The sequence below is a fragment of the Methylomonas sp. Uni0009 genome (assembly GCF_054188105.3).
The window spans coordinates 3384679-3401687 of the sequence record NZ_JBTAFN010000001.1 but is presented as its reverse complement, the minus strand read 5'-3'; the positions used below and the strand labels follow the sequence as shown (position 1 = coordinate 3401687).

The 17009-nt window shown below is 50.2% G+C and carries 15 protein-coding genes; 4 read left to right on the top strand and 11 right to left on the bottom strand.

The window, feature by feature from the left end:
• Nucleotides 1-290: 290 nt before the first annotated feature.
• The gene (locus ACWAU0_RS15770) at nt 291-2474 is read left to right on the top strand and encodes a hypothetical protein (protein WP_458137211.1); all 2184 of its coding nucleotides are present in this window, start codon (nt 291-293) and stop codon (nt 2472-2474) included.
• Nucleotides 2471-2875, top strand: coding sequence for a hypothetical protein (locus ACWAU0_RS15765; protein WP_458137210.1), 405 nt, complete (start codon nt 2471-2473; stop codon nt 2873-2875). Before ACWAU0_RS15770 ends, ACWAU0_RS15765 begins: the two co-directional genes overlap by 4 nt.
• A 151-nt stretch (nt 2876-3026) precedes the next feature.
• On the opposite strand, the gene ACWAU0_RS15760 is transcribed toward ACWAU0_RS15765, so the two are convergent.
• From ACWAU0_RS15760 to ACWAU0_RS15750, 3 genes are read right to left on the bottom strand one after another with little or no spacing between them, the layout of a single operon-like run.
• Nucleotides 3027-4265: a DUF1173 family protein gene (locus ACWAU0_RS15760; RefSeq protein ID WP_458137209.1), complete on the bottom strand. Its 1239-nt coding sequence runs from the start codon at nt 4263-4265 to the stop codon at nt 3027-3029.
• Nucleotides 4262-4582, bottom strand: coding sequence for a hypothetical protein (locus ACWAU0_RS15755; protein WP_458137208.1), 321 nt, complete (start codon nt 4580-4582; stop codon nt 4262-4264). The genes ACWAU0_RS15760 and ACWAU0_RS15755 overlap by 4 nt, the downstream gene beginning before the upstream one ends.
• Complete coding sequence (locus tag ACWAU0_RS15750) at nt 4566-5660, bottom strand: integrase domain-containing protein (protein ID WP_458137207.1); 1095 nt, start codon at nt 5658-5660, stop codon at nt 4566-4568. The genes ACWAU0_RS15755 and ACWAU0_RS15750 overlap by 17 nt, the downstream gene beginning before the upstream one ends.
• 1669 nt (nt 5661-7329) lie before the next feature.
• Here ACWAU0_RS15750 and ACWAU0_RS15745 point away from each other — a divergent pair.
• On the top strand, nt 7330-8445 hold the full coding sequence (locus tag ACWAU0_RS15745; RefSeq protein ID WP_458137206.1) for a Fic family protein: 1116 nt from the start codon (nt 7330-7332) through the stop codon (nt 8443-8445).
• A 3-nt stretch (nt 8446-8448) separates the two neighbouring features.
• On the opposite strand, the gene ACWAU0_RS15740 is transcribed toward ACWAU0_RS15745, so the two are convergent.
• From ACWAU0_RS15740 to ACWAU0_RS15725, 4 genes are all read right to left on the bottom strand, one after another.
• Nucleotides 8449-9639 carry a tyrosine-type recombinase/integrase gene (locus ACWAU0_RS15740; RefSeq protein WP_458137205.1) on the bottom strand — a complete coding sequence of 397 codons (1191 nt, stop codon included), beginning with the start codon at nt 9637-9639 and terminating at the stop codon, nt 8449-8451.
• 540 nt (nt 9640-10179) lie between these two features.
• Complete coding sequence (locus tag ACWAU0_RS15735) at nt 10180-11493, bottom strand: YihY/virulence factor BrkB family protein (RefSeq protein ID WP_458137204.1); 1314 nt, start codon at nt 11491-11493, stop codon at nt 10180-10182.
• Between the two features lie 137 nt (nt 11494-11630).
• A complete protein-coding gene (locus ACWAU0_RS15730) occupies nt 11631-13430 on the bottom strand; it encodes an ABC transporter transmembrane domain-containing protein (RefSeq protein WP_458137203.1) in 1800 nt (599 codons plus the stop codon).
• 252 nt (nt 13431-13682) lie between these two features.
• Nucleotides 13683-13892, bottom strand: a complete 210-nt coding sequence (locus tag ACWAU0_RS15725; RefSeq protein ID WP_064010690.1) for a cold-shock protein — start codon at nt 13890-13892, stop codon at nt 13683-13685.
• A 75-nt stretch (nt 13893-13967) separates the two neighbouring features.
• Here ACWAU0_RS15725 and ACWAU0_RS15720 point away from each other — a divergent pair, with 75 nt between their 5' ends.
• Entirely contained in the window at nt 13968-14258 is a 291-nt protein-coding gene (locus tag ACWAU0_RS15720; RefSeq protein ID WP_171694916.1) for a helix-turn-helix domain-containing protein, read from the top strand.
• 44 nt (nt 14259-14302) lie between these two features.
• Here ACWAU0_RS15720 and ACWAU0_RS15715 read toward each other — a convergent pair whose 3' ends face one another.
• From ACWAU0_RS15715 to ACWAU0_RS15700, 4 genes are all read right to left on the bottom strand, one after another.
• Nucleotides 14303-14509: a DUF4224 domain-containing protein gene (locus ACWAU0_RS15715; protein ID WP_171694915.1), complete on the bottom strand. Its 207-nt coding sequence runs from the start codon at nt 14507-14509 to the stop codon at nt 14303-14305.
• A gap of 33 nt (nt 14510-14542) precedes the next feature.
• Nucleotides 14543-15067, bottom strand: coding sequence for a RadC family protein (gene radC / locus ACWAU0_RS15710; RefSeq protein WP_253734401.1), 525 nt, complete (start codon nt 15065-15067; stop codon nt 14543-14545).
• On the bottom strand, nt 15064-15288 hold the full coding sequence (locus ACWAU0_RS15705; RefSeq protein WP_171694913.1) for a hypothetical protein: 225 nt from the start codon (nt 15286-15288) through the stop codon (nt 15064-15066). The genes radC and ACWAU0_RS15705 overlap by 4 nt, the downstream gene beginning before the upstream one ends.
• A gap of 1078 nt (nt 15289-16366) precedes the next feature.
• Entirely contained in the window at nt 16367-16966 is a 600-nt protein-coding gene (locus ACWAU0_RS15700; protein ID WP_171694912.1) for a tail assembly protein, read from the bottom strand.
• Nucleotides 16967-17009: the final 43 nt, after the last annotated feature.

Genomic DNA, 17009 nt, shown 5'->3' with positions numbered 1-17009 from the left:
ATCAATAGCTTATCGTTTTACGAGTCATTTTTAGTAGATATTAGGAGTGTTTGCTCTTCTAACGGTGGCAGTTCTGGTGTGGTTATATGTACTGCGCCGAGCAACTGGTGATACCAACGGTGATTCACTTATTTGTGAGCGCTCCGATGGCTATCCAGCGGGTCAACTTGACCGTCAAAAGCTACTCTCCTATTGTCGCTACGCTTTCGCCGTCAAGTCACCCTTATCGTAGGGCTCCACAATTCGCCGTGCCGCCTGCCGCACCCAACAATTCCTAGGGAATAAACGCCGTGAAAGAGAACTACGCTGATTACTTCACGCGCATACAAGATGCCATCTCGACTGAAGCGAAGAAGCGTGTCAATTGGCCAATCTTCGAGCGCGACCGTACCACAGGCGACGAAAAACTAATTGATCTTTTCCTTGATTGCTTCGATCACCACACGCAATGGAGTGATCGCCAACCTGTTGACCATTTCACTCTTCTCACACGGAACGCTAGGCGCTACATCCCAAGAGACGAAATCTTGGTGCGCTTCATCGACAAGCACTATGTGCCGCCTGCAATTCTAAAGTCCCCATACACAGATGCCCCCTACAAGCCTGAGGACTTCATTTCATACGATAAGCTGTGCGCAGACATACAGTCAAACCCAATAACGGATAGTCCTGAGAACTCGGTAGAGTTAGGAAGCAACACCTACACATATATTGTTGGCGATGTTGGAGTAGGTAAATCCCTTTTTGTCATTTCCCTGTTTCGTCAAATTGCGTTTGCTGGAAAGAAGGTCCCATATCAGGTGCAAGATGAAGGGGGTTACATAGTCGTTCCTGTGTATGTCAATGTTGACGACAAGTTGGAAGACAATGGCAACCTTCGGCCCATTGATGACGCTTGGTTCGAAAAGAACATAATAGATCTGATCACAACGCGCCTTCGTTCCAATCCCACTCTTGAGACTATTAGCGAACTAGGGCGCTTCATCGACCCCGTTGATACCGGATTTGTCAACCGTATTCGCAAACTCACGCAACATTTAGCGCGTCGGAAATTGAGACTAGTGCTTCTAGTCGACAACGTCGATCGCTACCACTTCCACTATTCCAAGTATCGCTTCTCCACTAAATACAAGTACCTTCAGAGAGAGGCGGTAGTACGAAACCTCAAGTATCTTATCTCATGCCTTACCTCTCGAAATGAGTTGGGGTGGTGTGGTCTGTGTGTCGTAATTATCTGTCGCGACTATGTTCACGAGTACTTGCGTGCCGGTTGCAATGACCACAGCGAAAAAGACCGAGAATTTGGGCGTGCGCACAAGCTAGTACTTCAAGACGATCAAGAAGTGCTTCAGGCACGGCTACGACTCTTCGACGAAGCACTTAGTGTCATCCCACAGGAATGGATAGGAAAAACAAAAAATGCGTATCTGACCGCACTTCAATCGCTACTTGCCAATCAGGACGCAGGGGAACGGCTACGGCCCGAGATCGAATTGATACTTCGCCTTGGCAATCATGGGTATCGATCATTGGTCGAGTTCATCGACCGATTGGAGTTTGATCTTGCGGATACCGAGGTTTTCGAACGGTTGCTAATGCGCCAAAGCAAAAATCTACCAAGCCTGTACTTGCTCAATCTCAAACGACGATACTCTCAGCGCGTCGGTCACTTTCCCAATCTATTCTTAGTCGATGCCCGTGCTGCCGTGCCTGATGAGTTCGCCATGGCTCACCCAGAGCATCGTCCGACTTATTGGCTCAAGTACTTTATCCTTAAAGTTATTGCAAAGAATAAATCGCGCCGTATTGAACAGTTGCTGCGCTTGTTCTCCACTATTGGCGACTATGACGAAGACTTGGTTCGTTTGGTTGTCGGAAGCTTGTGTAGCACCAATGACTCACGTTGTATTGACGTAGATGCATCTGGAGAGATTTTAAGATCTGAACCAGACCTATACGTGACGCCCCGAGGTCACCAGCTTATTTCACGCTCGGATGCGTTCGGCGAGGCAAGAGTTGAATTTTGCTTCGAGTTTAACTATCTGCAGCTTGTGGTCGATGACTTGTGGCTATCTATTCCAAACGATTTGATAACATCAATCGCATCCGAATATGACTATGCATATCTAATCAAACGAGGCGATGAATACAGTAAATACGCCTCGCTCATGGTTACGACAAAGGCAAAGTCAGTCATTGCATTTGCCGCAATCTTGGCCAGTTCACTCCGCACTGAGATGAAGCATATGCCTAGACTACGCGAATACCTCAAGAAGAACGAGCTTCTCCCAGATATGAACAGAATTCAGGAAACTCTTTTGGATACCTGCACAGGGCTATATCGAAGAGTAAGTAAGAGTGACGATACAGAGATTGCTGAACTTAAGAAATACTTTGATCAGTGCGCGTCAAAGGCCGAATCACTTGACGCCTTCTTCGACAATGTGCAAAAGAAAGGGGTTACAGTTCTATGACAACCAGCATTGCAAACGAAACAACATCATTATTGCCACTTGCCTCAGCCTGCATCGGTTTCCTTGGGGCACTATTTTTATACTTTCTCAAAGAAAGAAACGACTTAAAGTCGCGCCGACGCGAGGCCATGTTCTTCCTTCTGTTTTTCACTAACACCCTCGAAAAAATGATTTCCGCGCGAGCGCTGCATAGACACTCCGGCAGCAATTTCGATGAGGCAATCCGCAAATTGGCCTCAGCTCGTCTTGACTACTACTCTTGGTCAGAAATATCAAAACTTGCTGACATCAATGCTGCGTGGATTGCCGGTGAGTACGATCAACTGGTACATACGGACGGCATTAAGTCTGAACTTCAAACAATGGCGGCTTCCTTTACGGAACGTGCCAATAAGTATTGAGAATTTACAAGCGCCGCCCAACCGGGCCTTGCGCACAAAACCGCGCAAGGCCGTTTACCTCGCTCGTTGAGCGACTGCTCTGAGACCATCACCTTCCATTGATTTGAAAAGCGTGATGGTCAGCTTATGGCCGAGACCCGCCGATGGCAGTTCATGTCTTATCCGGAAAATCCGGCATCACTTTATCGACTGCAGGTTCCCATTGCCAACATTGAATGCCATGGTCTCGATAGTACTGAAGCTTTTCCAGTTTGTGAGCTTGGTATTGGTCATCGTTAATCATGCCAAACACCTCCATGACCCATGGAGCCTGGCAGTCGTGTAACAGAAAATCCGGTAGGTAGAGTAGTTCGGCATCCAATTTCAACGGCTTGCTAAATCTGCGTTGTTCGGCAATCAGTTTGTCGGCCACCTGCAGTTCATAGGATGAGTCGACCGGAATGAATTGCCGGTTGGTACGGATCAGTCCAATGTCGCTGACGACAAAACTGGTTTTGCTACGAAATACCGTCGCAATCGCCAAAATGCGCCGGTCGGGTTTGCCGATTTCGCTGAATAACTGGCCAAAGCTGTTGGTCGCCTTTCCGGTCACGAGTCGCGGCAGCCACAGCGGGACGTTCAACAGTTTCAATTTTAGCCCAAGGGAGCCTTCTATCTTGGTGGATTTCCGGTACTCCATCATTTCACCGACCACGATGGCAGCTTGTTGTGGATCGTCTGTCCTGGTTTGCAGCGCGGACAGGTTGATGGCTTGGCTATGTTCCAGGCTCAGTTCCCAGAGGGTGATCACCAGGCGTTCCGCGACGGGTTGCTGCTTTTCCAGGGTGACGGTTTGCCCAGCTTTCGTTAGTGCTCGGGTAGATGCTGCAAACCGGCGTTCCGATTGCTGCGGCCGCCAGTCGTTCAGTTGGGCTTTCTGGATCAGGGCATGGAACAAGCCCACTAGCCCAGTTGATGCTCGACCCGGTTTAAGGCTGGGCGCCTTGCTTCGGGGGAGATTGGGGTTGTCTTCGGCAACCGGCTTGTCGTCGGTTTGCTGGGTTGTGAAGCTGGTGCGCGTCAGCTGAGTTTGCAGTTTCACGTTGACGGTATCGCCTTCGTACTGGATAGCTGGTTTCTGTTTGGCTGATGAGCCTGCCGTTTCCGGCGGTTCGTACAACAGACACCATTCGGCATGGTGGTGACTGGTGTCGGCTTTGCGGGCCAGGTAATATCGTTGACCACGAACTTTGATGACCAATTGCCGATTCCGTGTATCCGTCAGACACTGACAGCAAGGGCGTTCGGTGCTGCCATGATACCGGCGCAATATCTGTTGCGCCTTGGGATAGCTGCGATCAGTCAGCCACAGATAGTTGTAGGTTTCTCCATCCAGTAATAATTCACTCATGGCTGATCCTCCTTATGTTCGAATTTGGCAATACATAATGGTTTCGGCGGTTGCCCCGGCTTATCAGTCCATTCCCAAATAACGCACATCGCCAACCAATAGGCATGAGCGGTTTTCGGTGCCAGGTCGCGGTGCGCTCTCCAGAAGGCAATGACGTGGCGTTTGCCGATTTCATGCAGGTTGTGCGGCCGTTCAGTCTGTTCGATAAATTCCACGAACTTGATCATGCGGCCTAACTGCAAGCGGCGATGGGCTTTGGAACCCTGGCGAACATAGTGGTGGGCTAGAGCATGAATTTGTTTAACCAATATAGACACGCACCACCTCCAGACGCTCGTGGCCCAGTTCCTGCGATAGGATGCTGCGGGCGCGTTGATCCAGTTTTTCTGCTGCTGCAAGATCGATGTTGAGTTGGGTGGCCATATAGGCATGCCAGACTGATTTTGCAATGTCGGTATTGATCGGCGCCGGAACGCCGGTTAATGCTAGGTAACGCTGCTGGGCGTAATGATGGCGCTGGCCATGAAATTGGAATTGCTGTTTTTGCGCTTGGCGGTAGCAGTGGTCGCGAAAGTCGACATAGCGCAGATTGGCGGGAATCATCGATGGTCCGTCCTGCAGCTCGGCTGCTTTTTCCAATGCCGCCAATGCTTCCACTGACACCGGCACCTGGCGCCGTTTACCGCCTTTGGTGCCGCTGAAGACTGTGATGCGGTCTTCCCGTTGGGCTTGGCGAAGCGCTTTTTGCGCATCCAGCAAAGCCGATTCCTTGAAACGCAAACCCAATGTCCGTTGCAGTTTGAGCAATGCGGTAATGCGTTCGTCGTCGACGCTGACTTGCAGCTGGTCGTGCTGCGACTGTGACATGGCTTTGCTGGTTTCCGGAATGTAGCGCCGTTTCGGTATGCCACAATCCTTTGTCGGACTGACCGTTTGCCATTCGCCTTGGGTTGCAGACGTCATGATGCTGTTGACCGCCGAGACATACAGTTGCGCGGTCGAGGCTTTCATTTCATCGCGTTCCACTCGGCCTTTCAACGCTTGGCCGTAAGCCATTACGTGCTCGCGGTTAATGTCTTCCATGCGTTTAATGCCATGGGTTTGTTCCAGCCATTTGGCAAACACCGACCAGCGTTCGGCGAGTGTGCCGCGCGTGGCAAACGCTTTGCCGGATTGATGGGCGCAGGTTTTTCCGGCTCGGGTCAGGTTGCGACTGCCCAGGCCGAGATTGCGGCCGAGTTTGTTGCCGGGGTTTCCTTGCTGTTTGCAGTCACGTGTTTTTCTCGGCTTGGCATGATCAGCCAAAGCCGCGTTTGCCATATGGGCATCGTCCGCTTGATCTTGATGTATCGACTTTCGTTTCAATGGATTGGATTTAGTGGTTTGGGTTGGCATACGATTCTCCAAAAAATGGTTGGCAACAGACTCCCTTGTCCAAAGCGGACTGGGACTGACTTCATGGGCAATGCCATGCGCATCAGCCGTCGGCTTTGAACAAGGGAGCCGGGGTGGCCTTGTTAAAACAGTTTTTCTTTCGTCATGAGCGGGGGACCCCGGCTCCAACCCCACTTTGGTATACAAGGCCAAACTCATGACGATGAGTGTTGACGCACGGGTTGCCTACCCGGCGGAGGTGTATACCCAGTGTGAGGTGCGCGGCTTATGACTCGCTGCGCGGGCGAGTAATTGGTGTCGGTCGGTGACGAACTCGGGGTGCTGGCCAGACGGATTCAGCGTCCACCTGCGACGCTAAACTCGGCCCCTTACACGTTCGTGACAGACTGACCCGGCAAAACCCGCGACAAATACGCAGGTATCCGGTTGATTTACTTAATGGAAATGCTTAAAGCCTGTTCTGTTTCTGTTTTTTAGAAACTGCGAAACAGTGGGCTTGGGTGTGTGCCGGCAGACGTTATTGAAACGTCCGGGTTGAAATTGAAGGGAATCCAGATCCAATCCGCGTGACGAAATCGGCTGCCTACGCCGGCAAACGCGACTGCCGGTGGCACAGTCCGATCTGAAAACGGGACGACGGGATTCTTAAGAGAGTTTCAATCGCCTTACTCGGGTGGGCAGGCAGTCGCCTGACGCCGATCCAGAGGGGAGCGATTGATATAAAACCATAGCAAACGATTGCCACCACTGAACCGGTTAAACACCACTTCAGTTATCCATTTTGCGGAACCGGGGTTCCAGGCAAAATTTCTGCGCGCCTGCAAACGCGCAATGGCAACACCGCCTTTCGAAACTCTACTCGCGCGGTCTATTGGTTTGCGCCATTGAGGCGCTTTGGATTACTCAGCGATCGGCAGACGATCGTTGATGATTTTAAAACGAGCTTCACTATCGACAGCGACCGTGCCTTTCATCGAGGCGCATTTTCCCTGCCGACCCAGATAGAGCGTTTTCAACGCCCCATCTGCACCAAAAATATATTTAAGCGTGGACGCATGACCCTAAGGCCCAACGGACACAGTACATCCAACGGCGTTCCTCTGCCATCCCACTAGGGACTATGTAGCTGGTACTTCTTCGCTTTTTATACTGCCGAAGTGCAGTCTATGAAAATTTCGTCCCGAAAAGTTCTACGTGCGGGCTTATTTTGGGGTTGAAATTGAGCGACTGTCAAATAGTTTTTTCATTTTATTTCAATTACTTAAGAAACTAATTCAGGCAGGACGGTGTTGGATTTTATTGGACAATTCAGATTTAAAGATATGAATGACTTTCGCACCAACTGCCATTGAAAATCGGGGAATTAAAAACTGGGGTTACGCCAAAATCGATTTCGATAAGAGACAGACCTCGATGATCTGGAGGCTTATTTTATTTATAGACATCGTCTGCGAGTAATACCGGTAATACTGGGTAATCCGTCAACATATCCTTTGAAGCCTATACCAGACAGGGTGGTAACACCGGTAATACCAGTAATCTCATTTTCAACAGTTACAGGGCTTGAGTTTGCCCATAGTCGCAATGCTGGCTGCGTGATGTTTAAACAGGTCCTTTATAGCTCAATAAATGCTATATTTATGATCTATAAAATCACTTTGTATTAATCATGATCTGGAATTGGCAACTGGCGGGTTGGCCGCGCTTCACCTACAACGCGACGCAGCTGGACGATTTTGAAAAGCGCTTGTTGCTTGGCGCCGGTGTGTCATTCGGCGCGGTTAAGCATTTGTCTGAAGAAGACAGACGGCAGCTGACCATCGAGCTGATCAGCAATGAAGCCTTGAAAACATCAGCCATTGAAGGCGAATATCTCAACCGGGACAGCCTACAGTCTTCGATTTGCCGCCAATTCGGTTTAACCACCGATCATCGAAAAGTCCCGCCAGCCGAACAAGGTATCGCGGAGGTTATGGTCGATCTTTACCAGCACTTTGCCACGCCCATAACTCACGAGCAGTTGTATCGCTGGCATACCTGGATTACGGCTGGTCGTAGCGACCTAAAGGATGTCGGGCGGTATCGAACACACGACGACCCGATGCAAATTGTCTCCGGTCCCATTTATGCGCCCAAGGTCCATTTCGAGGCGCCGCCGTCCTGCCAAATGACGCCGGAAATGGATCGGTTCATTGATTGGTTTAATCGCACGGCACCTGATGGAAACACGCCCTTGCCGGCCTTACAGCGCGCGGGGATTGCGCATCTTTATTTTGTCAGCATTCATCCGTTCGAGGACGGCAACGGTCGCATGGGTCGCGCCATTGCCGAAAAGGCGTTGGCCCAATGTCTGGGGCAACCGACATTAATCGCTCTGGCATTTACCATCGAACGTCAACGCAATGCGTACTACACCGCGTTGGAGCTGGCTAACAAGCAGATCGACGTGACTGACTGGCTGGTTTATTTCGCCGAATTGGTGATGGCCGCTCAGGAATACACACATCAATGGATCGATTTCTTAATTCAAAAAACCAAAATCTACGACCGCGTACGCGGGCAACTGAATCCGCGACAGGAAAAAGCGTTGGCCAGAATGTTTCGGGAAGGTCCGGATGGCTTCACAGACGGATTGAGTGCGGACAAATATCGCAGCATCACAGGAGCACCGTCGGCAACGGCCACTCGTGATCTGCAGGATCTGGTCGCTCAGGGCGTATTGTTTAGAACGGGAGAACGCAAACATACGCGCTACTATTTGAACTTAACCGGAACACTACCTTAAAGCCTAATTACCCTGTTCGCAATATCTGGTCCAGTCGGCCATGAGCTGAGATCGCTTTTCCATCAAATCGCCTCGGCGATACGCGGCCTCTGCCTGATTTTTAATCGTGTGGGCTAATGCCATTTCAACTACTTCATTGGGATAATGGGTTGTTTCAGCGGCCCAATCCCTAAAACTAGATCGAAATCCATGAACCGTCAGTTCCGGGAGGCCCATGCGTTTTAATAGTTGCAGCATGGCCATATTCGACAAACCTCTTTTTAACCCAGGAAAAACAAATTCATTAGTTTTGAGTAGACCCATCTCCTGAACGATAGCTATTACGCGAGATGACAAGGGCACTCGATGGGGTTTGTTGGCTTTCATGCGTTCGACGGGAATTGTCCACGTCTGACTGCTAACATCTATTTCATCCCAAGTTGCGCCAATGGATTCATTGGTTCGGGCAGCGGTAAGGATCGTAAATTCCAGACATCGCGCGGCTATGCCTTGTTGATTTCTTAGTTTTACAATAAATTCCGATATATCAGTGTAAGGCAATGCGGCATGATGTTCGACATTTTGAACTTTGGATGGTTTAGGTAATATCTTGTCAAGATGACCACGCCATCGAGCTGGATTTTCACCCTCTCGATATTTGCTTACAGTCGCCCAATCCAGCACTGTCTCGATGCGACCTCGCAATCTGCTGGCCGTTTCATTTTTGGACGTCCAGATTCCTTCAAGACATTTAACAACCAGTGCCGTATCGACTTCTGCGACAGGGAGTTTGCCGATGGTTGGATATGCGTACTGTTCTAGGGTATTGGACCATTGCTGAGCATGCTTAGGATTTTTCCAGCCATGGCGATTAATATCAATGTAAGCGGCGGCGCATTCTGCAAATGTCATTGATTTGGCGACCGACAAGTGAAGTTCGCGTTCAATTTTCCGTTTTTCCACCAGAGGATTCAGACCTTGCTTGAGCAGCTTTCGGTATTCAGATGCTTGCTCCCGGGCTGCTTCCAGCGAAATATCGCCAAAACTACCCAGACCAATCTCGGTAGCCTTTTTATTCCTGACAAATTTGAAAATCCAGCTTTTTGAAAGTGTCGGACTAACCTGTAGGTAAAGACCACCACCATCACTGTGATAACCGGGAGTTTTGATCGTCACAACCTTGCGTGCGTTCAGCTTATTCAAAATTCGACTCATAAATCCTACCCTACTTCCTACCCTACTTTCGGCATCGGATTGGAGTATATTTTATCGAACCAAGCTGGACAATAAATTTGTAACTTATCGTTTTTTAACAAGAATTTAGGACGACAAAAAACAGTATCGGACTTTTGTTAGAAGGACTAGCTCTCCGCCATTATTACTTAAAACCTTGATAAATCAAGATTTTTTCAAGCAGAAAGCCTCAATTGACGACGTTTTTCACAAAACAATGTCACAATTGAGGCTTTTTTATGGGTAAAATTCCTTACCTGTTCAGACGTAAAAATGTCTTTTACTTCCGCCTAATCATCCCAACCGAGCATCAAAGTTAGCTCGATTTCAAACAAATTACGGTTAGCCTTCGAACTCAAGACAAAGAACAGGCAATCCCACACTCGTTAAAACTCGCTTCACACTTCAAAACATTCCTACAAGAACTTAAAGCAGGCAAGGCGTCTAAAATCAGCCGGCCTGAGCTGATAGCAAGCGTTAGCAATATCCAACAACAAACCACAGTTGAGACTGCTACGCCTTTCAAATGTCTTTTAGCAGCTGATTACGCTCGGATGCTTCTATCAGACTCTTGAAGCTTTCGACCGCGTCGATCAGCAGCGGCTGCTGATTTCTTTCCGGCAATTGGTTTTGCCCGCATTGCTCCAGTGCGTTGATCACAAAGCTGATGGTCAGGATATGAATGTCTACAGCCGGCAGATAGACCTCGTCGCTACCATCAGGTTCTTTCAGTTCGGCCAGCAGGTGGCTAAGCAGTAATTTCGCCAGCACTTCCTGAATGATCGCTATAGGTATGGCCAGCTTGCCGGCGATGTCGGCTGCGCTTAAGGGAGTCTGCAACTGGCTAAAGTTTTTGACTATCAAATGCATGACTTGTAAAGCCACCAGTTTTTTCAGCGCAAAGCTTAAATGTGCAAAGCGATTATTGTTTCGATAGGTTTGGTAGTTTTGGGTAAAAAACGCCATCTCGCAACCGAATAAAACGATCATCCAGCAGCTTTGCAGCCAAACCACAAACAAGGGTAGCGCCGCAAAACTGCCGTAAATGGCGTTATAACTCGACACGCCGATCTGCAAGCTTAAATACGCCCATTGCAACAAATGATAACTAACGCCCGTCACTACACCGGCGATAATGCCGGCGCGAACGTGTATTTTATGATTAGGCATAAAAATAAACGTAAAGGAAAACAAGGCAATCATCAGCAGCACCGGCGACAAACTCAGCGCTTTGACCACCAGCCAGCTGGCAAACGCCGGCAATTGCATGACGGTAATAAACCAAGTGATTTGCGTACTAACAAAGACGGTGATGCTGCTGGCGGCGATCAGCAACACCGGCGCCAACAACATCAGCGACAAATAGTCACTAAATTTGCGGCCCAACGACCGGCTCTTGCCGATTTTCCAGATGTAGTTGAAAGACTCTTCGATATTGCCTATCAAGCTGATCACGGTCCAAAACAGTACGACAATCCCTATCCCGGCCACCACTTCGCCCTTAGCGCTTTCCAGCAGGTTTTTGGCAAAACCGATTAGCTGCACCACCAACGTATCTCGCTCCGGCATGCGCTGCAACAGTTCTTGCTCCAGCATGCTTTCAAAGCCAAAGCCCTTGGCAATCCCGAACAACATGGCGATGACCGGTACTATCGACAAAATGCTGTACAAGGTTAAAGCGGAGGCACGTAGCTGACAAAGATCCAAACCGAAACTTTGCCAGGACAAAATAACGATTTTTAAATACTTGATCAGTTTTTCTTGAACATAAGGCAGATCTTGCTCGTGCAACAACCAAATATCGTCTCGGACAAATGTTACTAATTTGTGGTGCATGGCTGGACTTGGCGGGTGGCGGTAACTGGGAAGATAGAATCCGTTCTCCGCTGACAGTATAAATTGAAAAAGCCAAGTTGATGGCTATACATCTTCTACCGCAACAGGTTCGCCCCAGGCATTAGGCTTATGCAGACTTATTGCACATCGAACTGTAGATTCGCCAGCCTAGCATAGAGTCCGCTTTGTTTGCGCAAATCCTCGGGCGATCCGGTTTCGACGATGCATCCTTGATCCAACACCACGATGCGGCTGACCTTATTCACGGTGGCCAAACGGTGCGCGATAATCAGGGTGGTACGACCCTGCATGGCGGCATTTAAACCCCGTTGCACCAACACTTCCGATTCTGCATCCAGCGCGCTGGTCGCCTCGTCCAGCAACAACAGCGGTGCGTTTTTCAGAATGGCCCGAGCGATGGCGATGCGCTGTCTTTGCCCACCGGATAAACGTGTACCGCGCTCGCCGAGAAAAGTTTGGTAACCATCCGGCAAGCGATCGATGAACTCCGCTACTTGCGCCAATTGCCCGGCCGCGATAACTTCCTCATCGCTGACTTCGGGCCGGCCGTAACGAATATTTTCCAGCGCGGTGGTCGAGAAAATCACAGCATCCTGCGGCACAATGGCAATTTTGCCGCGCAGTTCCTGTAAGGATAGGTGACGAATATCCTGACCGTTAAGGCGAATGGTACCGTGCGTTACATCGTAAAAACGCAACAGCAATTGAAACAACGTAGTCTTGCCGGCGCCGGACGGACCGATAAAAGCGACGCTCTCCCCTGCCGATATACTTAAATCGATTCTATCCAGCGCGGCGGTTTGCAAGCGCGACGGGTAACTGAAGCTGACTTGCTGAAATTCAATCGCCGCTTTATCGCCATTTACCAAAGGCTGAGGTGTGGCAGCATCAATGATTGCCGGTTGGGCATATAGCAGTTCCAGCAAGCGCTCGGTTGCGCCGGTCGCCCGCATCACGTCACCCCATACTTCCGCTATGGTGCTGACCCCGCCGGACACCAGCGTGGCATATAGCACGAAAGAAGCCAGTTGCCCGCCGGTCATAACACCCGCGTTGACCTGGTTGGCACCTATCCACAATACGAAAATAATGGAACCCATCACGGCCGTGATGACAACAACCGTTAACGCGGAACGAAACCGGCTGCGACGGACAGCTGTCATAAAACTGATTTCGGCGCGCTCGCTAAAGCGTTTCGCTTCGCGGCGCTCCTGGTTATAGGCTTGGACGATAGGCACCGCATTGAGAATTTCGCCAGCCAGCGCAGAAGCATCGGCGATCTTATCCTGCGACTCCCGCGACAGCTTTTTTACTTTCCGGCCCATTGCCAAAATCGGCAAGGTCAGCAAGATCATTAAGCCCAATATCAATGAGAACAGATGCAGACTAGTCACCGCCAACATAATCATGCCGCCGATAAACTGGAATACGCTGCGTAAGCCCATGGAAATCGAACTGCCCACCACAGTCTGAATCAGCGTGGTATCGCCGGTCAGTCGTGACAAAACTTCCCCGGTTTGCAAGGTTTCGAAAAACTGCGGAGACTGCGCCAAAACCCGTTCGTAAACCGCGCTGCGCAAATCCGCGGTCACCCGTTCGCCAACCCAACTGACCGTGTAATAACGCGCGGCTATCGTCACCGCCCACAGGCAGGCTAAGGCAAATAGCGCCAGAAAATGTCCATCAATACTCAGCGCGCCTAACAACCCACCCTGCTCTGCCTGTCGCTGCCCAAATCCAAAATCAATCAGATCGCGGAACGCCAAAGGTACTAACAGAATCGTCGCCGAGCCGAGACACAATAGACAAAAGGCTACCAGCATTCTAGCGCGATAGGGACGGATAAACGGCCATAACGCCTTTAAGGTCGATATTTTTCGGGTGGGATCGGTTTGCTTAGAACGGGAGAAAGGCATATCAATACCTCGTGGAGAACCTTGGTGCGAAAATGCATCGCTTAAAAATAAAAAACCCGCTGAGCCTTACGGCTAGCGGGTTTTTAAATTTCTTTGGACTACCTAAGATAGGTAGGTGGTACGAGGGTCGGAACCGATATGAAATACAAGGCATTGTTTTATAAAAAATTATTTATATAACATTGCGCACGTATCACTATTCGTGTCACTCCTTCGAGTTTTGCCTACCAAAATCCAATCACCGCATGACGACTATAAAGGGGTGACGTTTTCCGCTTGAGGGCCTTTCGCTCCGGCGGTCACTTCCATCGTTACGCTCTGGCCTTCTCTCAGGGTTTTGCGGCCGCTACCTTGAATGACGCTAAAGTGAACAAACACATCTTTGCCACCATCTTGTTCAATGAAGCCGAAGCCCTTGTCATCGTTGAACCACTTAACTTTGCCTTGTACTAATGCTGCCATAAATTACTCTTAACTTTTAAAAAACCATTACTGGTATGTTGCCGGTTGTTTTCTATATCAACCGATATACTGATTATGCATCAATTAGGGCAAGTATGTCCCAAAAGAATAGCCGATAGCTCGCGCGGGCGCTATCAGTTCGTTTTAACCAGACGGCACATTCGAACAATATCGATTAAGGAACGCCAACGGGAAGGCATCGAAGCGGCCAAAGCCCAAGGCAAAAAGCTAGGCGCACCGGCCAAGCTGACAGCGGAACAAACCGCCGAAATCAAAGCACGGGTTGAACAGGGCGACGATAAAAGCAAACTGGCGAAGGAATACGGCATTAGCCGGCCAACGCTTTACAAGCTGATTGCCGCCTGAGTTTTCGACCGATCCAGCCAACATAAGCCGCGATCCATGCGGCTTCAAAAAATGTCGTCGCTACTGTCGGCTAAAACCCGTTGAATATGCAATAGCGGCAGATTGACCGATTCCGCAGTAACACAAACACGCCCGTGATTGCCAAGTAGATAAGGAATACCACACTGTCGCAACCAGTTGACCAAGGCTGTGCGGCGCTTAAATCCGCTCCATTCCATCAATTCCTCTTCTTGTATCAAGCTGGTTGTCATTTGATCCGCCTGGGCTATGTTAGATAATTCAAGTTAAATCATCCTATGTTCGGCAAAAGAATAGGGTTCACCGTCGCCAACGATGAAATGATCCAGAACCCGAACATCTATCATCCCTAGCGCCGCTTTCAACTTATCGGTTATTTGCCGATCTGCTTGGCTAGGTTCGTTTGTACCGCTCGGGTGGTTATGGGCGAATATGACCGCCGCTGCATTCAGCTGCAGACAGCGCTTGACTACTTCGCGCGGGTAAACGCTGGCGCCGGCAATCGTGCCCCGGAATAGTTCTTCATATTCAATAACGTGGTGCTGGTTGTCAAGGAACAAACAGACGAACACCTCATGCTCACGTTTACGCAGTTGGGTTTTAAGATAGGCTCGGGTTATATCGGGGCTAGTCAGCTGCGAGCCGCGCTCTACCCGTTGATTCAGCAGCAGGGTAGCCGCCTTGATGATTTGCTCTTCGGTCAATGCTCGGCTAGCGCGATACCTGCCGCGCTGATCCGCGACAAAGTAAGGTAGTTTGATAGGTGTGGTGTTGCTGGTTGTGGCGCTCATGGTTGCACCTTCATCAATTGGCCGCGTAGCGATACCGACAGCGCCAACAGCTCTTCGCAGTCGCATTGCAGGCCGACCACTGCGGAGCCGGTCAGCTCGCCGCGTTCGGCTTCCTTGATGGTCATGCCGTAGCTAAACGCCAGATTAGCAAAGGCCTGGTGTAAGGGTTGGGTAAAGGATTGTTGTTGCTCGATTCGAGCGGGATTTGATGCGCTAGGCATGGTAGCTTCTCCTATTCATAAACGAGTTAACCGCCGCCTTGCTTCCTACGGCATGGGCGACGGGCTTGAGTGGGGTAGGAAATACCGCGAATAGGAGCGGCCAGCCCGTAAAGGCTGCCCAAACAAGCCCGCCATAGCAACAGACACGGCAAGGCCGCGCCGAACAACGGGCATAAAAAAGCCACTGGCTAAGGTGGCGATTGTCGCCTATTCAAACGGGTTTCCTACGCCCGGCCAGTCTGCGGACTGACGACTACATTCTGATCCGGATTCGGCGGTGGTGTCAATGCTTTTCCTCCCCCGTGCCCGCAATGGTGCCGCCATGCGGGTGGCCAGTGCTACGGGTGGCAACAGCTAAGGCTTTCTTCTCCCCCCAGCCCCGATGATTGACGCCATAGGGGTGGCGGCGGTCTTTGGTGGGGTAGCTGGTAGGGGTGTGAGTAAGTCCAAGGCCTTGGCTTGCTTTATCCACATGGGCTTTTTCTATTTATAAAATCCCCCCAGCGAAAATTTAGCTAGGGCGACGCAAAGGGACAGCAAACCCCTAGACTTTTGACCCGCCCCTGGGGGGCATGACTGCGCATAAATTGGGCGGCTTCCGCCCGGCCATGCATCCAACGACGGCGGGCACTAAAAAAATATTCCTTCTATACCCTATACAAAAAATCTGGGGAATCTGGGGAGATAGCCCGCCAAGCCACGCGCGACGCGGCTTTCAAGCTCCCCAACCCCTCTAAAAATCTGGGGAATCTCCCCAGATTTATTTGGGGAGATGGCGCTTATCGGGTGAAATTGACGCGGTTTCCGATCCGGCCATGTCGATTTGTCCAGCTTGCCAGGGTTGGACGCTCCCCAGATTTTTGGGGAATCTCCCCAACCATTTTAAAAATCTGGGGAGCTTGAAAGCCTTATGTATCAAGGCTTACAGACTTATCTCCCCAGATTCCCCAGATTTTTTATACATACCCTTATATTTTTTTCAGCAACGGCACCGGCTAAATAATCAGCCGACCGCAGGCCCGCTACCCTATGGCGCACCAATAATGGGGAGCGGGGAACATATGAAAGGGCGGCTTACTTATACGGGGATATCCTCTACCCAGTAATCAGACGATAGAATCATGCAGCCGCAATCCGGCACTTCTCCAAATAAAATGGGATGTGGATGGCCGGCAGCCGTAAGATTGACCGCGCCATCGGCGATGAATGAAGGCTTGTTTTCCGGGCGCTCTTGCTGAGTTGCTGGCGTGTTTTTCTTTTTGCTGGTAATCAGGCTGGCGATGGAAGACAACGCTATCGATATAGCTATGTTAGCCAACGCAACCGCAATCTCAGCGGCCGCGACGGCCGCCCCAGCAGCTACACCCGCTTCGGTTAATGCCGTCGCGACTCCAGCCCATATCGCAGCATCAAAGCCATATTCACCTCTCGCGGTAGGCATAACCCAAAGCTCCTCGTCTGACCACGGGTCGAACGCATTATCACCCGTCACGAGTCTGGAGCGATCCTGGTCTTTTAGATCAATCAGCACCGCCACATAATGCCCGGCGTCGCACTCAGCTAAAAATCCATCGCGCTGTACACCTATCGCCCGCAACGCTTCAGCCGGGGTTTTAACGTCCAGCGTCCAGACGGGTTTGTATTTTTCCAAATCTCCAACAAGTCTTACTGTCTTCATGTGAATTCTCCTTCACGGTTAATGCCGAAATCATCGGCGAATA